Raw genomic sequence first — 16787 nt, forward strand, 5'->3', positions numbered from 1 at the left:
GTGCAAAAGCGATCTTAAACTGATAAAAAAATATTATAGTGCTAATTTAAGAAATATTGATAAAGTAATTAAAAGTTTTAAAGAATTTAAAAATTTCTTTAAAAATAGTAAAAAAGAAAATTATCTTTTAAAGCTTAGCCTGTTTGAAAATAATTTGTTAGGTTAAAATGCAAGAGCGTGTAAAAAAACTTGAATTAGAATATAAAAAATTCTTAATTAAAAAATATTTGAAGTATTTTTTATCTTTAATATTTTGTTTATCTTTAATATTTTGTTCTTATTTTATTTTTAATGAAATTCAAAAAAAAGAAGTTTTATTAAAACAAGTATTAAAAGAAAAACAAGATTTAGTATCAAAACTTCAAAAAGCTAAAATACAAGAAGAAAAAAATAAAATTATTAAAGAAAAACTTCGAGAAACAAATTTAAATCAATTTGAAATGAAACAAGAATTGCAATTTGAAATTTCATCTATGATTTACAATTTATCAGTTTTAAAAAATGAATTTTACAAATCTCCTAGTTTTGACAAAGCTTTACTTTTATCAAAAATGTATTATCAAAACAAAGATTATGAAAAATCTATTTTTTGGTCTTTAAAGGCAAATGAGATAGATAAAAATCATAAAGAACCTTGGTTTTTATTTATTAAGGCTAAGGAAGCTTTAGGTGAAAATGATGAGGCAAAAAGAGCTTTAGAAACTTATAAATTTTATTATGAAATAGAAGTTGATAAATTTTAGGACTTATATTTGGAAAAAGAATTTTTAGAAAAATTAAAACTATTGGGTTTTAAAGAAGAGAATTTGGATTTTGAAAATATTAAATTTAAAGAATTTTTATTTAATTCTTATGTAAAAGATGAAATTAGCATTGATGAGCTTTGTTTAAATTTGAATATAGATTATAATGATTTTTTAAAATCTTTGGCTAATTTTTATAATCTTGATTTTTTTGAATGGAAAGAATTTGATGATAAGCTTAAAGTATCGCTTTCTTATGAAATTTTATTAAATTATCAAATTTTACCTTTTAAAATAGATGATAAATTTATTTATATAGCTTCTTTTAAACCTTGTTCGTTAGAAGTTTTAGAAAAAATTCAGAGATTTTTTAAAGATAAATTTGTAAAAAATATTTTAGTTAATCACATTGAATTAAAAGCTAAATTGCAAAAACTTAAAGTTTTAGCACGCCTTCAAGAATTAAGCTTAAAATTAAAAGAAGAATTAGCTAATAATCTAAAAAAAGATGATAAAAGTTCTATTAATCAGATTTTTGATTTTTTAATTTATGAATCTATTAAATTTTGTGCCAGTGATATACATATAGAAGCAAGGGAAAAAGATGCTTTAATAAGATTTCGTATCGATGGAATGCTTAATTATTTTTGTATTTTAGATAAAGAGATTTATCAGGCTTTAGTTTTTTATATCAAATTTTTAGCTAATTTAAATGTAGCAGAATTTAGAAAAGCTCAAGATGGAAATTTTGAGTTTGAAATTGATAAAGAGCATTATGATTTTAGAATTTCAACTCTTCCTTTAATGTATGGAGAAAGTGTTGTTATAAGAGTTTTAAAACACGATTTAAATTTATTAGATCTTAATAATTTGGGTTTTAATAAATTAGAATTAGCACTACTTCATAAAAATATTAATTTTCCACATGGTATGATTTTATTAACTGGTCCTACTGGGAGTGGAAAAAGCACTACTTTATATGCTTGTTTAAATGAAATTAAGTCCATAGAAAAAAAGATCATTACTATTGAAGATCCTATCGAATACAAAATGTCTCTTGTCCAGCAAATTTTATTAAATCCTAAAGCAGGACTTGATTTTCATAATGCTTTAAGGTCTATTTTAAGACAAGATCCTGATATTATTATGATAGGTGAGATTAGAGATGAGCAAAGTCTTGACATAGCTATTAAATCAGCTTTAACTGGACATTTAATTTTAAGCACTTTGCATACAAATAATGCTATTTCAACTCTTACGCGTTTAATAGATATGAATGTAAAACCTTATCTTTTAGCCTCTAGTCTAAATTTAATTATTGCTCAAAGACTACTTAGAAAACTTTGTCCTTATTGTAAAAGACAAAGTGATAAAAAATATAAAGAATTTGATGGTATTTTTTATGAAAGCAAGGGTTGTGAATATTGTAATTATAGTGGTTTTTTTGGAAGACAAATGGTTGTTGAGGTTTTAGATATAAATGATGATATAAAAGAACTTATTAGAATGAATAAAGGAGAAAAACAAATTTTAGAATGTGCAAGAAATAATGGCTTTAAAAATATGTTTGAAAATGCTCTAGAAAAGGCTAAAGAAGGTCTTATAAGTTTAAATGAGATTATAAGAGTTTTAGGATGAAAGTTTATGAGCTTAGCTTTTTGAAAAATGGAGTAAAAGCTAAAAAAATAATTAAAGCTAAAAATCTTAATACAGCTCAATCTTTGGCCTTAAAACAAAATTTAAATATCTTAGAGCTAACAGAACTCAAAAAAGAAAGTTTTAGTTTTTTTAAAATTTCAAACCAAGATTTTATTTTATTTTTTAAAGAATTTTCTTTTTTACTTGAAGCAGGTTTGAGTGTTTTAGAGGCTTTAGCGGAGCTTGAAAAAAGTTCTTTTAAAAAAGAACTTAAAAAAACAATAAAAACTATAGATGAAAATTTAAATTTAGGACAAAGCTTAAGTGAGGCTTTTAAAAATTCTCATTTTAACTTAAGTCATAGTGAATTAGCTCTTATAAAATTAGCTGAAAATACTGGAAAACTTTCTTATATTTTCAATCAAATTGTTTTAATAAGACAAAAAATCACAAAAGCAAAAAAATCTTTTACCAAGTCAATTAGATATCCTTTAATAGTGTTAATATCTATTTTTATTTCTTTTATCTTTTTAATTTTATTTGTTATTCCGGAATTTAAAGATTTATTTGATAATTTTAATATAAAACTTCCTTTAATCACGCAAATTTTACTTCAAACTTATGATTTTTTACATTCTTATTTTTTTCTTATTTTAGTTTTAGTTTTTATATTTATGTGTTTATTTGTGATTTTTTATAAAAAATTTTATTTTTTTACTTTAATGAGTGATTATTTTTTTCTTAAAATTCCAATTATTTCCAAACTTATTTTATATTATCAAAATTATCATTTTTTTAGTGTTTTTTCTTTACTTTTAAAAAGTGGAATTTCTTTAAATAAAGCTTTAGAATTTGCTATTTTTGGAGTAAAAAATGAATTTTTAAAAAATAAATTAACTCAAATTTTATCTTTACTCGAGCAAGGTTTAGAATTAAGCGAAGCTTTTAGAAGGGTTAAAATTTTTGATCCTTTGGTTATTTCTATGTTAAATATTGCTATGAAAAGTTCTAAACTTGATATTTTAAGTGAGCAAATTGCTTTATTTTATGAAACTAAACAAGAAAACATAATGGAAAAAATATTAAGTTTGATAGAGCCTTTTATGACTTTATTTGTAGCTTGTTTAGTGCTTTTATTAGCCTTGGGTATATTTTTGCCTTTGTGGGAAATTAATAATATTCACTCTTTTTAAGAGTTAAATAAGATATAATTTAATTTTTAGATTTTAGGGAACAAAATGCTTGATGATATTTTTACCACTCTTAAACAAAATCATAATTTTAGAGTTTTATCTCATTTAAAACACGATAATTGTTTTGTTTATAAAGAAGGAAAAAAACTCTTAAATTTAGCGTCAAATGATTATTTGGCTTTATCTTATGATAAAAATTTAATAGAAGAATTTTTAGATAATTTAAAAGAAAAATATAAGTATTTTTCTAGTTCAAGCTCAAGAAGTTTAAGTGGAAATTTTGAAATTTATGAAGAATTTGAAGAATATCTAAAAATGCAATTTCAAGGATTTGAAGTTTTACATTTTAATAGTGGTTATCATTTGAATTTATCTTGCATAGCTGCTCTTGCAAGTGTGCCTAAAACACTTTTTTTAGCAGATAAATTTATCCACGCAAGTATGGTAGATGGTCTTTTGCTTGGAAAAGCACATTTTTTTAGATTTAAACATAAGGATATAAAAGCTTTAGAAAATTTAATACAAATTCATTATGATAAATATGACAATATTATTATTTTAAGTGAAGCTTTATTTAGTATGGATGGAGATTTTAGCGATTTAAAAGCTTTATGTGCTTTAAAACAACGCTATAAAAAAATCAAACTTTATATAGATGAAGCTCATAGTGTAGGTTGTTTTAATGATAATGGTTTGGGATTAGTTAAACATTTGGGATTTGATAAAGAGATAGATTTCTTAGTTTTTACTTTTGGCAAAGCTGTAGCTTCAATGGGGGCTTGTATTATAACACATAAAGAATTTAAGGATTTTTTTATCAATAAAGCTAGAGCTTTTATTTATTCTACAGCTTTAGCACCTATTAATGTGGCTTTTACTCTTTTTATTTTTAAAAAAATGAAAGAATTTAAAGAAAAAAGAGAAAATTTACATAATTTAGCTTTTCTTTTCAAAGAAAAATTTGCACAAAAAAAATATGAAATTTTAGGGGATGCGTATATTATTTCTTTAGTTTTAGGTGATAATCTTAAGGCTTTAAATATTGCTCAAATTTTAGAAAATCAAGGTTTTTTTGCTCCTGCTATTAAAGAGCCTACTGTGCCAAAAAATACTGCTAGAATTCGTTTTTCTTTACACGCGGGCTTAAGATTGGATGATATTGAAAGGATAATAAATATTTTATGAAATATGAATTTTTACATCAAAATTCACATTCAAATGAGTTGATTTTATTTTTTGGAGGTTTTGCTTCTCATCCTAGTCATTTTTCGCATTTAAAATCAAGTAAAAATGTTTTAATGTGTTTTGATTATGAGGATTTAAGTTTTAAATTTGATTTGAATGTTTTTGATAAAATTACTCTTATAGCTTTTTCTATGGGGGTTTGTGTAGCTTCAAAATTTTTAAAAAATTATAAGTTTGATAAAAAAATTGCTATTAATGGCACTAATTTAGGCATAGATGAGATAAAAGGTATTCATCCTATTATCTTTAATAAAAATATTAAAAAATTTAATTTAGAAAATTTTAAACAATCTTTATTTAAAGAAAAAATAAATTTAGCTAAAGATTTTATCTTTAAAGAAGAAAATTCTTTAAAAAATGAACTTAAAGAACTTTTGGAATTTGCTCTAAAAAACAAAGAAGATAATTTTATTTGGGATAAAATTTATTCAAGCGAAAAAGATGAAATTTTTCCGCAAAATGCTTTAAAAAATAGTTTTAAAGCCTTGATTTTTTTAGATGAACCTCATTTTTCTTTTTTTCATTTTAAATCTTGGGATGAATTTTGAATTTTTTAAAACCTAAAGTTGCTTATAAAGAACAAGCTAAAGTTCAAGAATTTATGGCTAACAAGCTTTGTTTAAAACTTTTGAATTTAAAAAGAAATTATTTTCGTAGAGTATTTGAATTTGGCTGTGCTAGGGCAGAACTTAGTCAAAAACTTGAAAAAATTATTTCTTTTGATGAATATATTAAAAATGATATTTTAGATTATGGAGTTGATTTTAAGGTAGAAATTTTTGATATGAATGAAATTGCTTCTCATCCTTTAAGCGAGCAGAAATTTGATCTTATAATTTCCAATGCAACTTTACAATGGCTTGATTTAAAACATATTTTGCCAATTCTTAGTAAAATGTTAGATGAAAAAGGTATTTTACTACTTTCAACTTTTGGAGAAAGAAATTTAGAGCAAATTACTCAAAGTACGGGTTTTTCTTTAAAGTATTATAGTGTATTAGAATTAGAGCAAATTTTTAAACAATATTTTTTAAATGTTGAAATTAAAGAAGAGTTTAAAACTTTAGAATTTAAAACTCCTTTAGAAGTTTTTAAACATTTAAAACTTAGCGGAGTAAATTCTTTGGGATATTATTTTTTAGGGAAAGATTTTTTAAAAGAATTTGAACAAAAATTTCATAATTGTTTAACTTATCACCCAATTTTTATTTTATGCAAAAAATACATAAAATAAAAATTTTATGTTATAATGTTTTAAATTTTTAAAAAAGGGAATTAATGGTAAGAATAATTTTTTTGGCTATTTTCTTTTGTGTTTTAAATCTAAATGCAGAAAAAATTAGTGTATTTGTAGCATCAAGTGCCTCTAAAGCAATGGGTGAAATTAGAGAAGAGTTTTTGAAAAAATATCCAAATAATGAAGTAGATCTTGTTTTTGGAGCTTCTGGTAAGTATTATCAACTTTTAAAACAGGGTAGAGAATTTGATTTATTTTTTTCAGCTGATGAAAAATATGCATTAGAGATACAAAAAGATAATAATGCTTTAACACCGCCAAAAATCTATGCATTAGGTGTTGTTGTGCTTTATTCTTTAAATGAAGATTTATTAAAAGATGGAATTAAAAATTTAGATAAAAAAGAAATCAAACACTTAAGCATAGCTAATCCAAAATTAGCTCCTTATGGTGTAGCTTCAATTGAAATTCTTAAAAATCTTAATCTTTATGAAGCTCTTAAAGATAAAATTATATTAGGTGATAATATTTCTCAACCTGTAATGTACGTTGATAGTGGCGTAGCAGATGTTGCTTTGGTTGCTTACTCTTTGGTTTCTAAAGATCCAAAAGGAAAAGTTGCCTTTATAGATAGTAAGCTTTACACTCCTTTAAAACAATCATTTGTAATTACAAAATATGCAAAAGATAAGGATCTTGCTTTTAAATTTAGTGATTTTGTTTTAAGTGATGAAGGAAAAACAATTATTAAAAAATATGGTTTTAATACTTTATGAATATTTTAAAAGCAAAAGTACTTGATATCTTTTATAAAGATGATATTGCAATGATAAAACTTGATGTTAAAGATGAAATTTTTAACGTTTTAATGCTTGATTTTAATTCTTTAGATCATTTAAAACCTAATTCTTGTGTAGAATTACTTTTTAAAGAGCATGAGCTTAGTTTTGGAGAGTTAAATACCAAAATCAGTATAGAAAATGTCTTTAAAGCAAAACTTATAAGAATTAAAAAAGGTGCAATTCTTTGGCATATATTTTTTGATTTTAAAGGTTTTTTGATTAGTTCTATTATTAGTGCTAAAAAAGCACAGGAGTTGAATTTAAATGAAAATGAAGAAAAGCTTTGTTTTGTAAAAGCAAACGATATAATTTTGAGAACTTAAATGTTTGATAATGATTTTTTACAAACTTTATGGCTTACTTTTAAGTTAGCTTTTATTACAAGTTTTATTTTATTTTTTATAGGTATAGCTCTAGCTTATCTTTTTGCTTTTGTAAATTTTAAATTTAAAAGTATTTTTCAAGTTTTGGTTTCAATGCCTTTAATTTTACCTCCTAGTGTTTTGGGCTTTTATCTTTTAATCACTTTTTCGCCTAATAGTTTTTTAGGAAATTTTTTAAAAGAATATTTTAATATCTCTTTAGTTTTTAGCTTTGAAGGTCTTGTTTTGGCTTCTGTGATTTTTTCTTTACCTTTTATGGTGAATCCTTTGCAAAGTTCTTTTTCTTCTATAAATTCTAATTTAATCCTTGCTTCTTATACTTTAGGAAAAAGTAAATTTATTACTTTTTTAAGGGTGATTTTACCTAATTCAAAATTGGGAATTTTTACAGGTTTTATTATGGCTTTTGCACATACTATAGGAGAATTTGGTGTTGTAATGATGATAGGAGGGCATAAGAAAGGAGAAACTTTAGTTGCAAGTATAGCTATTTATGATGAACTTGAAGCATTAAATTATTCTTTGGCTCATCAATACGCTTTTACCCTTTTTATTTTTTCTTTTTTAATACTTTTAAGTCTTTATTTTATTAATAAAAAATTTATATCACAGGTTAATTTATGATAAAAATTAATATTAAGCATACAATTAAAACTTCCAAAAAAGATATTCATTTGGAATTTAAAGCTGATATTAAAAAAGGATCTATAAGTGCTATTTTTGGAGAAAGTGGAGCTGGAAAAACAACTTTATTAAAAATTATATCAGGGCTTATAAAGCCTGATTTTGGTTATTTAAAAGTAGATGATGAAATTTATTTTGATAGTACTAAAAATATTAACTTAGCTATACAAAAAAGAAAAATCGGTTTTATGTTTCAAGATTATGCTTTATTTCCCAATATGAATGTTAAAGAAAATCTTTGTTTTGCCACTAAAGATAAAGCAAGAGTAAATGAACTTTTAGAACTTATGAATTTAAAAGAGTTTGAAAAATCTTATCCAAAAGAACTTTCAGGAGGACAAGCTCAAAGAGTAGCTTTAGCAAGAGCTTTAGCAATGAATCCTAAAATTTTACTTTTAGATGAGCCTTTGAGTGCATTAGATTTTAAAATGAGAGCTTTTTTACAAGATGAGCTTTGTAAAATTTTAAATCATTTTAAAATTACTACTTTATTAGTAAGTCATAATTTGGCTGAAATTTATAAGTTAAGTGATCAAATTTTAGAATTAAAAGAAGGCAAGATAGTAAAAGATATAAGCACAAAAGATTTTTTTACTCATTCAAATATTAGTGCAAAATTGCGTTTAAGTGCTATCTTACTTGATATTAAAAAAAGTGATATTTTGGTTATTTTAACACTTTTGCTTAATAAAGATCTTATAAAAATTACTCTAAGTGAGGAAGAATTTTTAAAAGATTATAAAGATATTAAAATAGGTGATACATTGATACTTTCTATAAAAGCTTTTAATCCTATTATAGTTGGAAAAATTTAAGGTTTTATCAAAAAATTCTTTAGAAAGCTGGTAAAAATAATTTATTTTCATATTTCATAGTTTCTATTTTTTGCAATAATTTGTATCTTTGATATAAATTAAAATTTTATTTTTTAAATATCATTCTTATTTTAAAAAATAAAAAAACTAATTAATATAGATTATTTCATTTAAATTAAAAAAGGCTTTTAGGACTATTTATTTTTTAAAGTAAAATTTTAGAAGAAAATCTGCATAAAATCATATAAAAACTCAAATCTTTTATTAAAATAATTAATTTGAAAGTTTTATGAGTTATACTAAGAATAACACAAAAGCAAAATAATACCTTAAGGAAAGTAATGAAAATAAATAAATTTATTTTAAGGGCAGGATTAAGTGGTGTTTTAGCAGCAAGCTTATTAACAGGTTGTTTAACAACTACTTTGCAAACTAATGCAACAATGAGTCAAAGCATTTTTCTTGATCCTGTAGCCAAGGAAAAAAGAGTTGTATTTTTAAATATTAAAAATACAAGCGGTCATAATGTAAATTTAGAACCTAAATTAAGAAGCGTATTAGAAGCTAAAGGGTATAAAATTGTAGATGATCCCGATAAGGCAACTTATATTTTAAGTACTAATATTTTATATTGTGATAAAAAACAAGAAAATAATGCAGCAGGTGGTGCCGTTACAGGAGGTGCTACAGGTGTAGCAATTAGTGGTTATAATGGTGGTGGCGCAGGAGGTATGGTTGCTGCCGGTGCTGCCGGTGCTTTAGCAGGAGGACTTTTAGGTAAGCTTACAGAAGATACTATTTATCAAATGCAAGTTGATATTAATATTAAACAAAAAGCAGATGGTAAAGTTTTAGCTTCTAATGGTAATGTTAGCGGACAAGCTAATGTAAGAGATTCTCAAAGTTCAGGTTTTTTAAATAGCTTTGGTGGAAATGTTCGCAGTGATAAGGTAGGACATTTAAATTCAAATCAAATCAATAATACACAACAAACCTATGAAGCTAAATATATAGAAAAAAATACTATTATTTTTGCAGAAGCTGTAAAAACAGGACTTAAACTTCCTGAAGCTACACCAATTTTAGAAGATAAAATTGCAAATCAAATTGCAGGGTTATTTTAGTTTGATATGATTGCTAGATATTTTTCTAGCAATTCTTCTCTTATTTTAAGATCTTTAAAATCTTTTATATCAACATTTAAGGCAAAAGAGTAAATTTGTTTTTTTGTTTTTATAAAACCTACTTTCCAAGCTATATTTTGTTTATCATTAAAACCTGTTTTTCCATAAAGAATAAAATTGTCATTTTCTTTTAATTTTATTATATTGATTAATTCTTCTTGTATTGCTTTTGGATAAGCAAGTTTTAAATTAGCTAGTTTAAAAAGTAAAACAGCTTGTTCTTTTGCACTAATTTTTAAGGAATTGTCTAGCCAAAAATTATCAATTTTAGAAATTTTTTTATTACCATAATTTAATAAATTTAAATTTTCTTGCATTCTTTTAATGCCTATTTTTCTAGCAAGTTCTTTAAAAGCTGTTACTTGAGAACGTTTCATAGCAGAGCTTAAATTTGCATCATTTGCCCAAGATTTTAAAAAAACTTTTTCTCCTTTATAGTGATAAAAAATTTCTTCTGTGTTTTTAACTATTTTTAAATTTAAAGCAATTAAAGCATTAAAAATTTTAAAAGTTGAAGCAGGAGAAAAAGCTTTATTGGCTCTTTTAAAATCATTGCTTAAAAAGTTTTTGCCATCATAAATTATAAAAACCCCACTTGTATTTTGCTCTTTAAAAAAATCAGGTAAATTTTCTGCTTTTAAAAAAATAATAAATAAAAACATAAGCCAAATTTTTCGCATTAAATTTCCTTTTTCATTAAAAAATTTTTTAAAATTTGATCATTTCTTTTAACTTCATTTTCTCTTACAATTTTAAAGTTATTTTTTAAGAAAAAATCTTTAGCACTTAAAGATGCAAAAGTATAAATTTCTTTATATAAATAATTTTTTAAAGCAAAATCAAGTAAATTCTGTGCTAAACCTTGTTTGATAAAATTAGGATGAGTAAAAAGTAAATCAAGCATTTTTTGACAATTTATTATACTTATAAAACTTGCAATTTTACCTTCTTTTTCATAAATAAAAACATCATTGTTTTTAAATTTTTCTTCCCATTTTTCTTTATCAATTTTAATCCACATTTTAATTTGTTTTTGTGTATAGTCTTTTAAACAAAGTGTTTTTACGCTTTGTTTAAAAAGTATTATACAGGTATTTAAATCTTTAATACTAGCTTTTCTTATCAAGAATTTTCCTTAAAGCTAAAGAAGCTAAAGCTAAACCAAATGAAGCTGTAACCCCCATAAAAGATCCAAGGTTTTTGCAATTAGGATTTTCATCTGAGAAAACTACTTCAAAATCTCCTTTAAATCCTGATTTTCTTAGTTCATAGCGAAATTTTTTTGCTAAAGCATCGCCATATGTTTTAAAGATACTTGCTGTTTTAATACGCGTTGGATCAAGTTTTCTAGCTCCACCTGTAGAAGAAACAAATATTTGATTTTTAAAATTTATAGCATTAGCTAAAGCGACTTTAGCAGGTATATCATCAATAGCATCAATAATAAGATCAAATTCACTTAAATCAAAATTTTTTAAAAACGTATCATCAATTTTTGTTACTATGCCTTTAGCATTGTAAATTCTTTCAAATACTTTTGCTTTTTGTTCATTGAGAAATTCACTATGAAGTTGGCGGTTTTGATTTGTAATTTCAAATTGATCAGCATCAATTAAAGTAAGATTTGTAAAACCTGTTCGAAAAAGAGTATCGACACATATACCACCTACACCACCAAGTCCACAAACTAAAATTTTTGTTTTAGAAAATTGCTCGAATTTCTCTTCTCCTAAAAGCCATTTTATGCGTGTAAATCTATCATTCATTTTTTTCCTTTAAGCCATTTTTTGGTGTTTTTTAATTTTTTATATGCTGTTAAATCAAGCATAATAGGAGTAATGGTTGCATAACCTTGTTTTAAAAGAACTATATCGCTGTTTTTTTCTTTTTCGTGTTCTAAATTTGTGCTTGCAAGCCAAAAGTATTTTACTCCTCTAGGGTTTGTATTAGAATGAGCTTTATAGGTATAAACTCTTTTTCCTGCTTTACAAATTTTTAAACCTTTATATGAAATTTTTGAAGATGGAAAATTAATATTTAAAAATTCTTTTTTACTTAATGGAAAACCTTTATCAAAAATATTTTTTATAAGTTTTTTGGTTATTTTTAAGGCATTTTTATAGTCAGGTTCTTCGTTTTTTTGATAAAATTGAGAAAGTGCTATAGCTGGAATTCCTTGCAATACTGCTTCCATAGCTCCTGCACAAGTTCCAGAATAAGTAATATCTTCTCCTACATTAGCCCCTTTATTTATCCCGCTAATTACAAGATCAGGTAATTTTTTTTTGTATAAAGTATGAAGTGCTAAATAAATACAATCAGCAGGAGTGCCATCATCAAGTTTGTAAAATCTTTTTTTAATTTTAATAAAGCGAAGAGGTTTTGTAAGGGTGATAGAATGAGCACAAGCAGATTTTTCGCAAGAAGGAGCAACTATAGTAATTTTAGCTTTAAATTCTTTTTTAAGCATTTTTATAAGTTTTTTTAAACCTTTGCTTTCATAACCATCATCATTGGTAATTAAAATTCTTTTCATAAAAATAATTTACCTTTAAAAATTTTTTAAGATTAATTTTAACATTAAGTTTATAAAAACTCTCTTTTTTGTAATTAAATTACTTTTTGTTATTACTTTATTATTACAATTAAAATCTATACAAAAATTATAAAGGAAATGAATGAAAAAAATTATTAGTTTATTTGGTGCCGTTGCTTTGGCTTTAAGTGTTGCTAATGCGGATATTAATCTTTATGGTCCAGGAGGTCCTCATACAGCTTTAAAAGATGTTGGAGCTAAATATACAGAAAAAACAGGTATTAAAGTAAATGTTAATTTCGGTCCTCAAGCAACTTGGCTTGAAAAAGCAAAAAATGATGCTGATATTTTATTTGGAGCCTCAGATCAATCTGCTTTAGCTATAGCAAGTGATTTTGATAAAGAATTTAATATAAAGGATATTAAACCTCTATATTTTAGAGAAGCTATTATCTTAACTCAAAAAGGAAATCCTCTACACATCAAAGGTTTAAAAGATTTAGCTAAAAAAGAAGTAAGAATTGTTGTTCCAGAAGGAGCGGGTAAAAGTAATACTTCAGGAACAGGTGTTTGGGAAGATATGATAGGAAGAACTAAAAATATCAAAATGATACAAGATTTTAGAAAAAATATTGTAGCTTTTGTTCCAAATAGTGGAAGCGCTAAAAAACTTTTTACAGAAAATAAAGCAGATGCTTGGATAACTTGGATTGATTGGTCAAAAAGCAATCCAGACATAGGAACTGCAGTGCAAATAGAAAAAGATTTAGTTATATATAGAACTTTTAATGTTGTTGCAAGAGAAAATTCAAATCAAGAAGTAAAAGATTTTATCGCTTTTTTAAGTTCTAAAGAAGCAAAAGAAATTTTTAAAAAATATGGATGGAAAGAATAAATTTCATCTATTAAAAAATTATTTATAGATTTAATCCTTTTTTGATAAGCCATTTTGCTATAATTGCTTTTTATAAATTTTTAAAGGATTTTTTATGTTAAATCTTTTGCTTTTAAGTAGTTCTAGCTATAAGGATACAGGCTATTTAACACATGCAAAATCTTTTATAGAAGATTTTTTACAAGAATGTGATATTAAGGATGAATCTATACTTTTTATTCCTTATGCAGGAGTGAGAAGAAGTAATGAAGAATATGAAATAAAAGTAAAAGAAAGTTTAAATAAAAACAATATTGCCTCAATACATCATTTTGCAAATTTAAAAGAAGCAATCTTAAAGGCTAAAGTTTTTTTAGTGGGTGGTGGAAATACTTTTATGCTTTTATCTAAGCTTTATGAATATGATTTACTTGAAATTTTAAAAAAACGTATCCAAGATGGCGCTTGTTATATAGGATGGAGTGCAGGATCTAATATAGCTGGAAAAAGCATTAAAACAACTAATGACATGCCAATAATTATGCCAAAAAGTTTTGATGCCTTAAATGTTTTTCCATATCAAATAAATCCTCATTTTATAAGTGGTAAAATTCAAGGTCATAATGGAGAGAGTAGAGAAGAGAGATTAGAAGAATTTTTAATAGCAAATCCTAAAGATGAAATTTATGCTATTCCTGAAGGTTCAGCTTTAAGAGTGCAAGGGAATAAAATAAAAATTATAGGCTATAATCCTGTGCTTAAATTAAGCTATCCTATGAAAAGCACAATTTTAGAACTCAATCAAGAATATAATTTTTAAGGATTAAAATGCAAACATTTTATCTTTTTGCCTCAATCTTAGGGACAATAGTAGCTATTATTTTACTTATTAAAAAGGTAGAAACAAAAACTGTTTTAATTGGCGTTGGTTTTGTTCTTTGTTTAATTTCTTTAAAACCTGTTGATGCTTTAAATGCCTTTACAACAGCTATGACTAAAGCTTCTTTACTTAAAGCTATTTGTGCTAGTATGGGTTTTGCTTTTGTGATGAAATTTACTAAGTGTGATGTGCATTTAGTAAGATTACTTACCGCACCTTTGAAAAATTTAGGTTTTTTCTTAATTCCTATAGCCTTTATCATTACATTTTTTATTTCTATTGCAATTCCTTCAGCAGCAGGATGTGCTGCAGCCGTTGGTGCAACGTTTCCCCCTTTTAATGGCATCAGGTGTTAAGCCTGCTATGGCTGCAACTACTGTTGTAAGTGGAACTTTAGGCGGTGTTTTAAGTCCTGGAACTTCTCATAATAGTATTGTGGCAAATATGAGTGGTTTTTCTGTTCCTCAAGTTATAGGTGTTCAGCTTAATAATGCTATAGTTGCTGGTATTATAGTTTGCATCTCTTTAATCATTATGGCTTTAATTTTTAAAGATTATACAAAAGGTATTGTTTATGAGGTTAAAACTCAAGATAATCATGAAACAATGATACAAAAAGTAAATATTTTATATGCTTTAATGCCTTTAGTACCTATTGTTATTTTGGTTATTGGGGCAAGTGATTTGTCAAAATATCAATTTTTAAGTCCTTTTTTAGAATGGACCACTAAGATTGGTGTTGCAGAAGCTATGCTTTTAGGAGCAATTTTAGCAATATTTATTACAATGAGTAAGCCAAGTGAAATTTGTAAAGAATTTTTTAGTGGTATGGGAAACTCTTATGCTAATGTTGTAGGTATTATCATAGCAGCAAGTGTTTTTGTAGCTGGGCTTAAAGCATGTGGAGCTATTGATGCGGTGATTGAATTTTTAAAAAATGAACAACATTATGTGAGTATAGGTGGAACCTTTATACCTTTTTTAATGGCTATAGTTACAGGATCTGGTGATGCTCCCACTATAGCTTTTAATGAGTCAATTACTATCCATGCTGCAACTTTAGGCTTTGATCAGGTAAAATTAGGAACAGCGGTTACGATAGCAGGGGTATTAGGGCGTGTAATGTCTCCAATTTTAGCAGCAAATATTATAGTTGCTGCTATAGCAGGAACTAATACCATAGAAATTGTCAAAAGAACAGCTTTAGGATCAGTCATTTCTCTTTTTGTAATAGCATTTATTATGCTTTAATTTTAAAGCATAATAAATTTAAGAATTTTTACTTGCTAAAATGATAATTTCTTGCAAAACTTTACTAGCTGATTTTAAAGATTTTACAGGTAAATATTCATAAATGGAATGAAAATTATGCGCTCCTGTAAAAATATTAGGGCAAGGTAAGCCTTTTTGTGATAAAATGGCTCCATCATATCCGCCACGCATCGGTATAATCTTTGCTTTGATATTTAAATTTTCATAAGCCTTTAAGGCTAGTTTTATAGGCAAGGCATTTGTATTTTTTAGAGAATTAAATACATTTTTATATCTATCATTTAATTTTATATCAATTTTTTCATCTCCCCAAAGTTTTTTACAAGCATCGCTTAAATCTTTTAAAAATTGCATTCTTTGTTTGTATTTTTCATCATCAAATTCTCTCACATCGATTTTTAAAATAGTCTTTGAACTATTTCCTTTTAATTCCTTTACCCAAAAATATCCCTCTTTATTTTCTGTATATTCAGGCACTTCACCTCGTGGAAGCATAGAGATAAATTGATGAGCTAAGATTAAAGAATTTACAAGTTTGTTTTTAGCATTCATAGGATGAGCTGAAATGCCTTTAAAGATTATTTCTGCATCTCCTGCATTCCAGTTTTCATATATAAATTCTCCTATACCACAACAATCTAAGCAATATCCAAAATCAGCTTTAATTTCTTTAATATCAAAAGCTTTTGCTCCTTTTAAACCTTGTTCTTCATCAGGTAAAAATCCTACTATTATATCGCCGTGCTTAAGATCTGGATTTTTTACAAAAAACTCTAAACAATCCATAATAGCAGCAATAGCTGCCTTATCATCAGCTCCTAGTAAGCTTGTGCCATCTGTATGGATAATCTCATCTCCTATATAATTTTTTAGTTCTTTAAATTCGCTTTCTTTAAGGTAAATATTTAAGTCTTTATTTAAGCAAATATCTCCACCTTTATAAGGTGTAATTTTGGCTTTTGTATCATTTGTTTGTTCCATACTAGTATCTAAATGAGCAAAAAATGCTATGCTTGGTGCATTAGAAATGTTTGCTGGTAAAATTGCGGTTGTAATAGAATTTTCACGTCTTTTAATCTCACTTAAGCCTAATTCTTTTAATTCCTGTTCTAATAATATAGCTAGTTCCATTTCTTTTGGATTTGAAGGCATAATTCCTATCGCACCATTGTCTTTATTGGTTGTAGTATTGATTTTTGTATAATTTATAAATCTTTCTACTATGTCCATATTGAATCCTTAAATATATTATTTAAGATTT

At 25.4% G+C, this 16787-nt stretch carries 18 protein-coding genes and 1 pseudogene; 14 read left to right on the forward strand and 5 right to left on the reverse strand.

What is annotated here, in order from left to right:
- Window positions 1–167 precede the first annotated feature (167 nt).
- The 11 genes from JG677_RS01490 (at window position 168) to traT (ending at window position 9904) form a co-directional block, all read left to right on the forward strand.
- Window positions 168–743 (forward strand): transformation system protein, encoded by a 576-nt coding sequence (locus tag JG677_RS01490; RefSeq protein WP_200284802.1) that lies wholly within the window; start codon window positions 168–170, stop codon window positions 741–743.
- A gap of 78 nt (window positions 744–821) precedes the next feature.
- Complete coding sequence (locus JG677_RS01495; protein WP_200284853.1) at window positions 822–2381, forward strand: GspE/PulE family protein; 1560 nt, start codon at window positions 822–824, stop codon at window positions 2379–2381.
- Window positions 2378–3574 carry a type II secretion system F family protein gene (locus JG677_RS01500; protein WP_200284804.1) on the forward strand — a complete coding sequence of 399 codons (1197 nt, stop codon included), beginning with the start codon at window positions 2378–2380 and terminating at the stop codon, window positions 3572–3574. The genes JG677_RS01495 and JG677_RS01500 overlap by 4 nt, the downstream gene beginning before the upstream one ends.
- A gap of 45 nt (window positions 3575–3619) precedes the next feature.
- Window positions 3620–4759, forward strand: a complete 1140-nt coding sequence (locus JG677_RS01505) for an aminotransferase class I/II-fold pyridoxal phosphate-dependent enzyme (RefSeq protein WP_200284806.1) — start codon at window positions 3620–3622, stop codon at window positions 4757–4759.
- Window positions 4756–5367 carry a pimeloyl-ACP methyl esterase BioG family protein gene (locus JG677_RS01510; RefSeq protein WP_200284808.1) on the forward strand — a complete coding sequence of 204 codons (612 nt, stop codon included), beginning with the start codon at window positions 4756–4758 and terminating at the stop codon, window positions 5365–5367. Before JG677_RS01505 ends, JG677_RS01510 begins: the two co-directional genes overlap by 4 nt.
- The gene (locus tag JG677_RS01515; RefSeq protein ID WP_200284810.1) at window positions 5364–6053 is read left to right on the forward strand and encodes a methyltransferase domain-containing protein; all 690 of its coding nucleotides are present in this window, start codon (window positions 5364–5366) and stop codon (window positions 6051–6053) included. Before JG677_RS01510 ends, JG677_RS01515 begins: the two co-directional genes overlap by 4 nt.
- A gap of 44 nt (window positions 6054–6097) precedes the next feature.
- Window positions 6098–6832, forward strand: coding sequence for a molybdate ABC transporter substrate-binding protein (modA, locus tag JG677_RS01520; protein ID WP_200284812.1), 735 nt, complete (start codon window positions 6098–6100; stop codon window positions 6830–6832).
- Entirely contained in the window at window positions 6829–7221 is a 393-nt protein-coding gene (locus JG677_RS01525) for a TOBE domain-containing protein (protein WP_200169885.1), read from the forward strand. The genes modA and JG677_RS01525 overlap by 4 nt, the downstream gene beginning before the upstream one ends.
- Window positions 7222–7905 carry a molybdate ABC transporter permease subunit gene (gene modB, locus JG677_RS01530; RefSeq protein WP_200169886.1) on the forward strand — a complete coding sequence of 228 codons (684 nt, stop codon included), beginning with the start codon at window positions 7222–7224 and terminating at the stop codon, window positions 7903–7905.
- Window positions 7902–8780: a sulfate/molybdate ABC transporter ATP-binding protein gene (locus tag JG677_RS01535; RefSeq protein ID WP_200169887.1), complete on the forward strand. Its 879-nt coding sequence runs from the start codon at window positions 7902–7904 to the stop codon at window positions 8778–8780. The genes modB and JG677_RS01535 overlap by 4 nt, the downstream gene beginning before the upstream one ends.
- 341 nt (window positions 8781–9121) lie before the next feature.
- Window positions 9122–9904 (forward strand): complement resistance protein TraT, encoded by a 783-nt coding sequence (gene traT / locus JG677_RS01540; protein ID WP_200284814.1) that lies wholly within the window; start codon window positions 9122–9124, stop codon window positions 9902–9904.
- Here the strand turns inward: traT and blaOXA are convergent.
- The 4 genes from blaOXA to surE are packed head-to-tail and all read right to left on the reverse strand — an operon-like array spanning window position 9901 to window position 12500.
- Entirely contained in the window at window positions 9901–10644 is a 744-nt protein-coding gene (gene blaOXA, locus JG677_RS01545; protein WP_200284816.1) for a class D beta-lactamase, read from the reverse strand. The two genes, traT and blaOXA, sit on opposite strands and share 4 nt — an antisense overlap.
- Window positions 10644–11090, reverse strand: coding sequence for a GNAT family N-acetyltransferase (locus tag JG677_RS01550; protein ID WP_200284818.1), 447 nt, complete (start codon window positions 11088–11090; stop codon window positions 10644–10646). The genes blaOXA and JG677_RS01550 overlap by 1 nt, the downstream gene beginning before the upstream one ends.
- On the reverse strand, window positions 11074–11730 hold the full coding sequence (locus JG677_RS01555) for a tRNA threonylcarbamoyladenosine dehydratase (protein ID WP_200284821.1): 657 nt from the start codon (window positions 11728–11730) through the stop codon (window positions 11074–11076). The genes JG677_RS01550 and JG677_RS01555 overlap by 17 nt, the downstream gene beginning before the upstream one ends.
- The gene (surE, locus tag JG677_RS01560; RefSeq protein ID WP_200284823.1) at window positions 11727–12500 is read right to left on the reverse strand and encodes a 5'/3'-nucleotidase SurE; all 774 of its coding nucleotides are present in this window, start codon (window positions 12498–12500) and stop codon (window positions 11727–11729) included. Before surE ends, JG677_RS01555 begins: the two co-directional genes overlap by 4 nt.
- 142 nt (window positions 12501–12642) lie before the next feature.
- Between surE and JG677_RS01565 the strand changes: the two genes are divergently transcribed.
- From JG677_RS01565 to dcuC, 3 genes and pseudogenes are all read left to right on the forward strand, one after another.
- Window positions 12643–13395, forward strand: a complete 753-nt coding sequence (locus tag JG677_RS01565; RefSeq protein ID WP_200284825.1) for an extracellular solute-binding protein — start codon at window positions 12643–12645, stop codon at window positions 13393–13395.
- Window positions 13396–13489: 94 nt separating this feature from the next.
- A complete protein-coding gene (gene pepE, locus JG677_RS01570) occupies window positions 13490–14194 on the forward strand; it encodes a dipeptidase PepE (RefSeq protein WP_200284827.1) in 705 nt (234 codons plus the stop codon).
- A gap of 8 nt (window positions 14195–14202) precedes the next feature.
- Window positions 14203–15505 (forward strand): annotated as a pseudogene (dcuC, locus tag JG677_RS01575) (C4-dicarboxylate transporter DcuC).
- Between the two features lie 18 nt (window positions 15506–15523).
- Here dcuC and pepT read toward each other — a convergent pair.
- Window positions 15524–16756: a peptidase T gene (gene pepT / locus JG677_RS01580; protein WP_200284830.1), complete on the reverse strand. Its 1233-nt coding sequence runs from the start codon at window positions 16754–16756 to the stop codon at window positions 15524–15526.
- Window positions 16757–16787 lie beyond the last annotated feature (31 nt).

The sequence above is a fragment of the Campylobacter sp. TTU-622 genome, from assembly GCF_016598965.1.
In the GTDB taxonomy this organism is placed as follows: Bacteria; Campylobacterota; Campylobacteria; order Campylobacterales; family Campylobacteraceae; genus Campylobacter_D.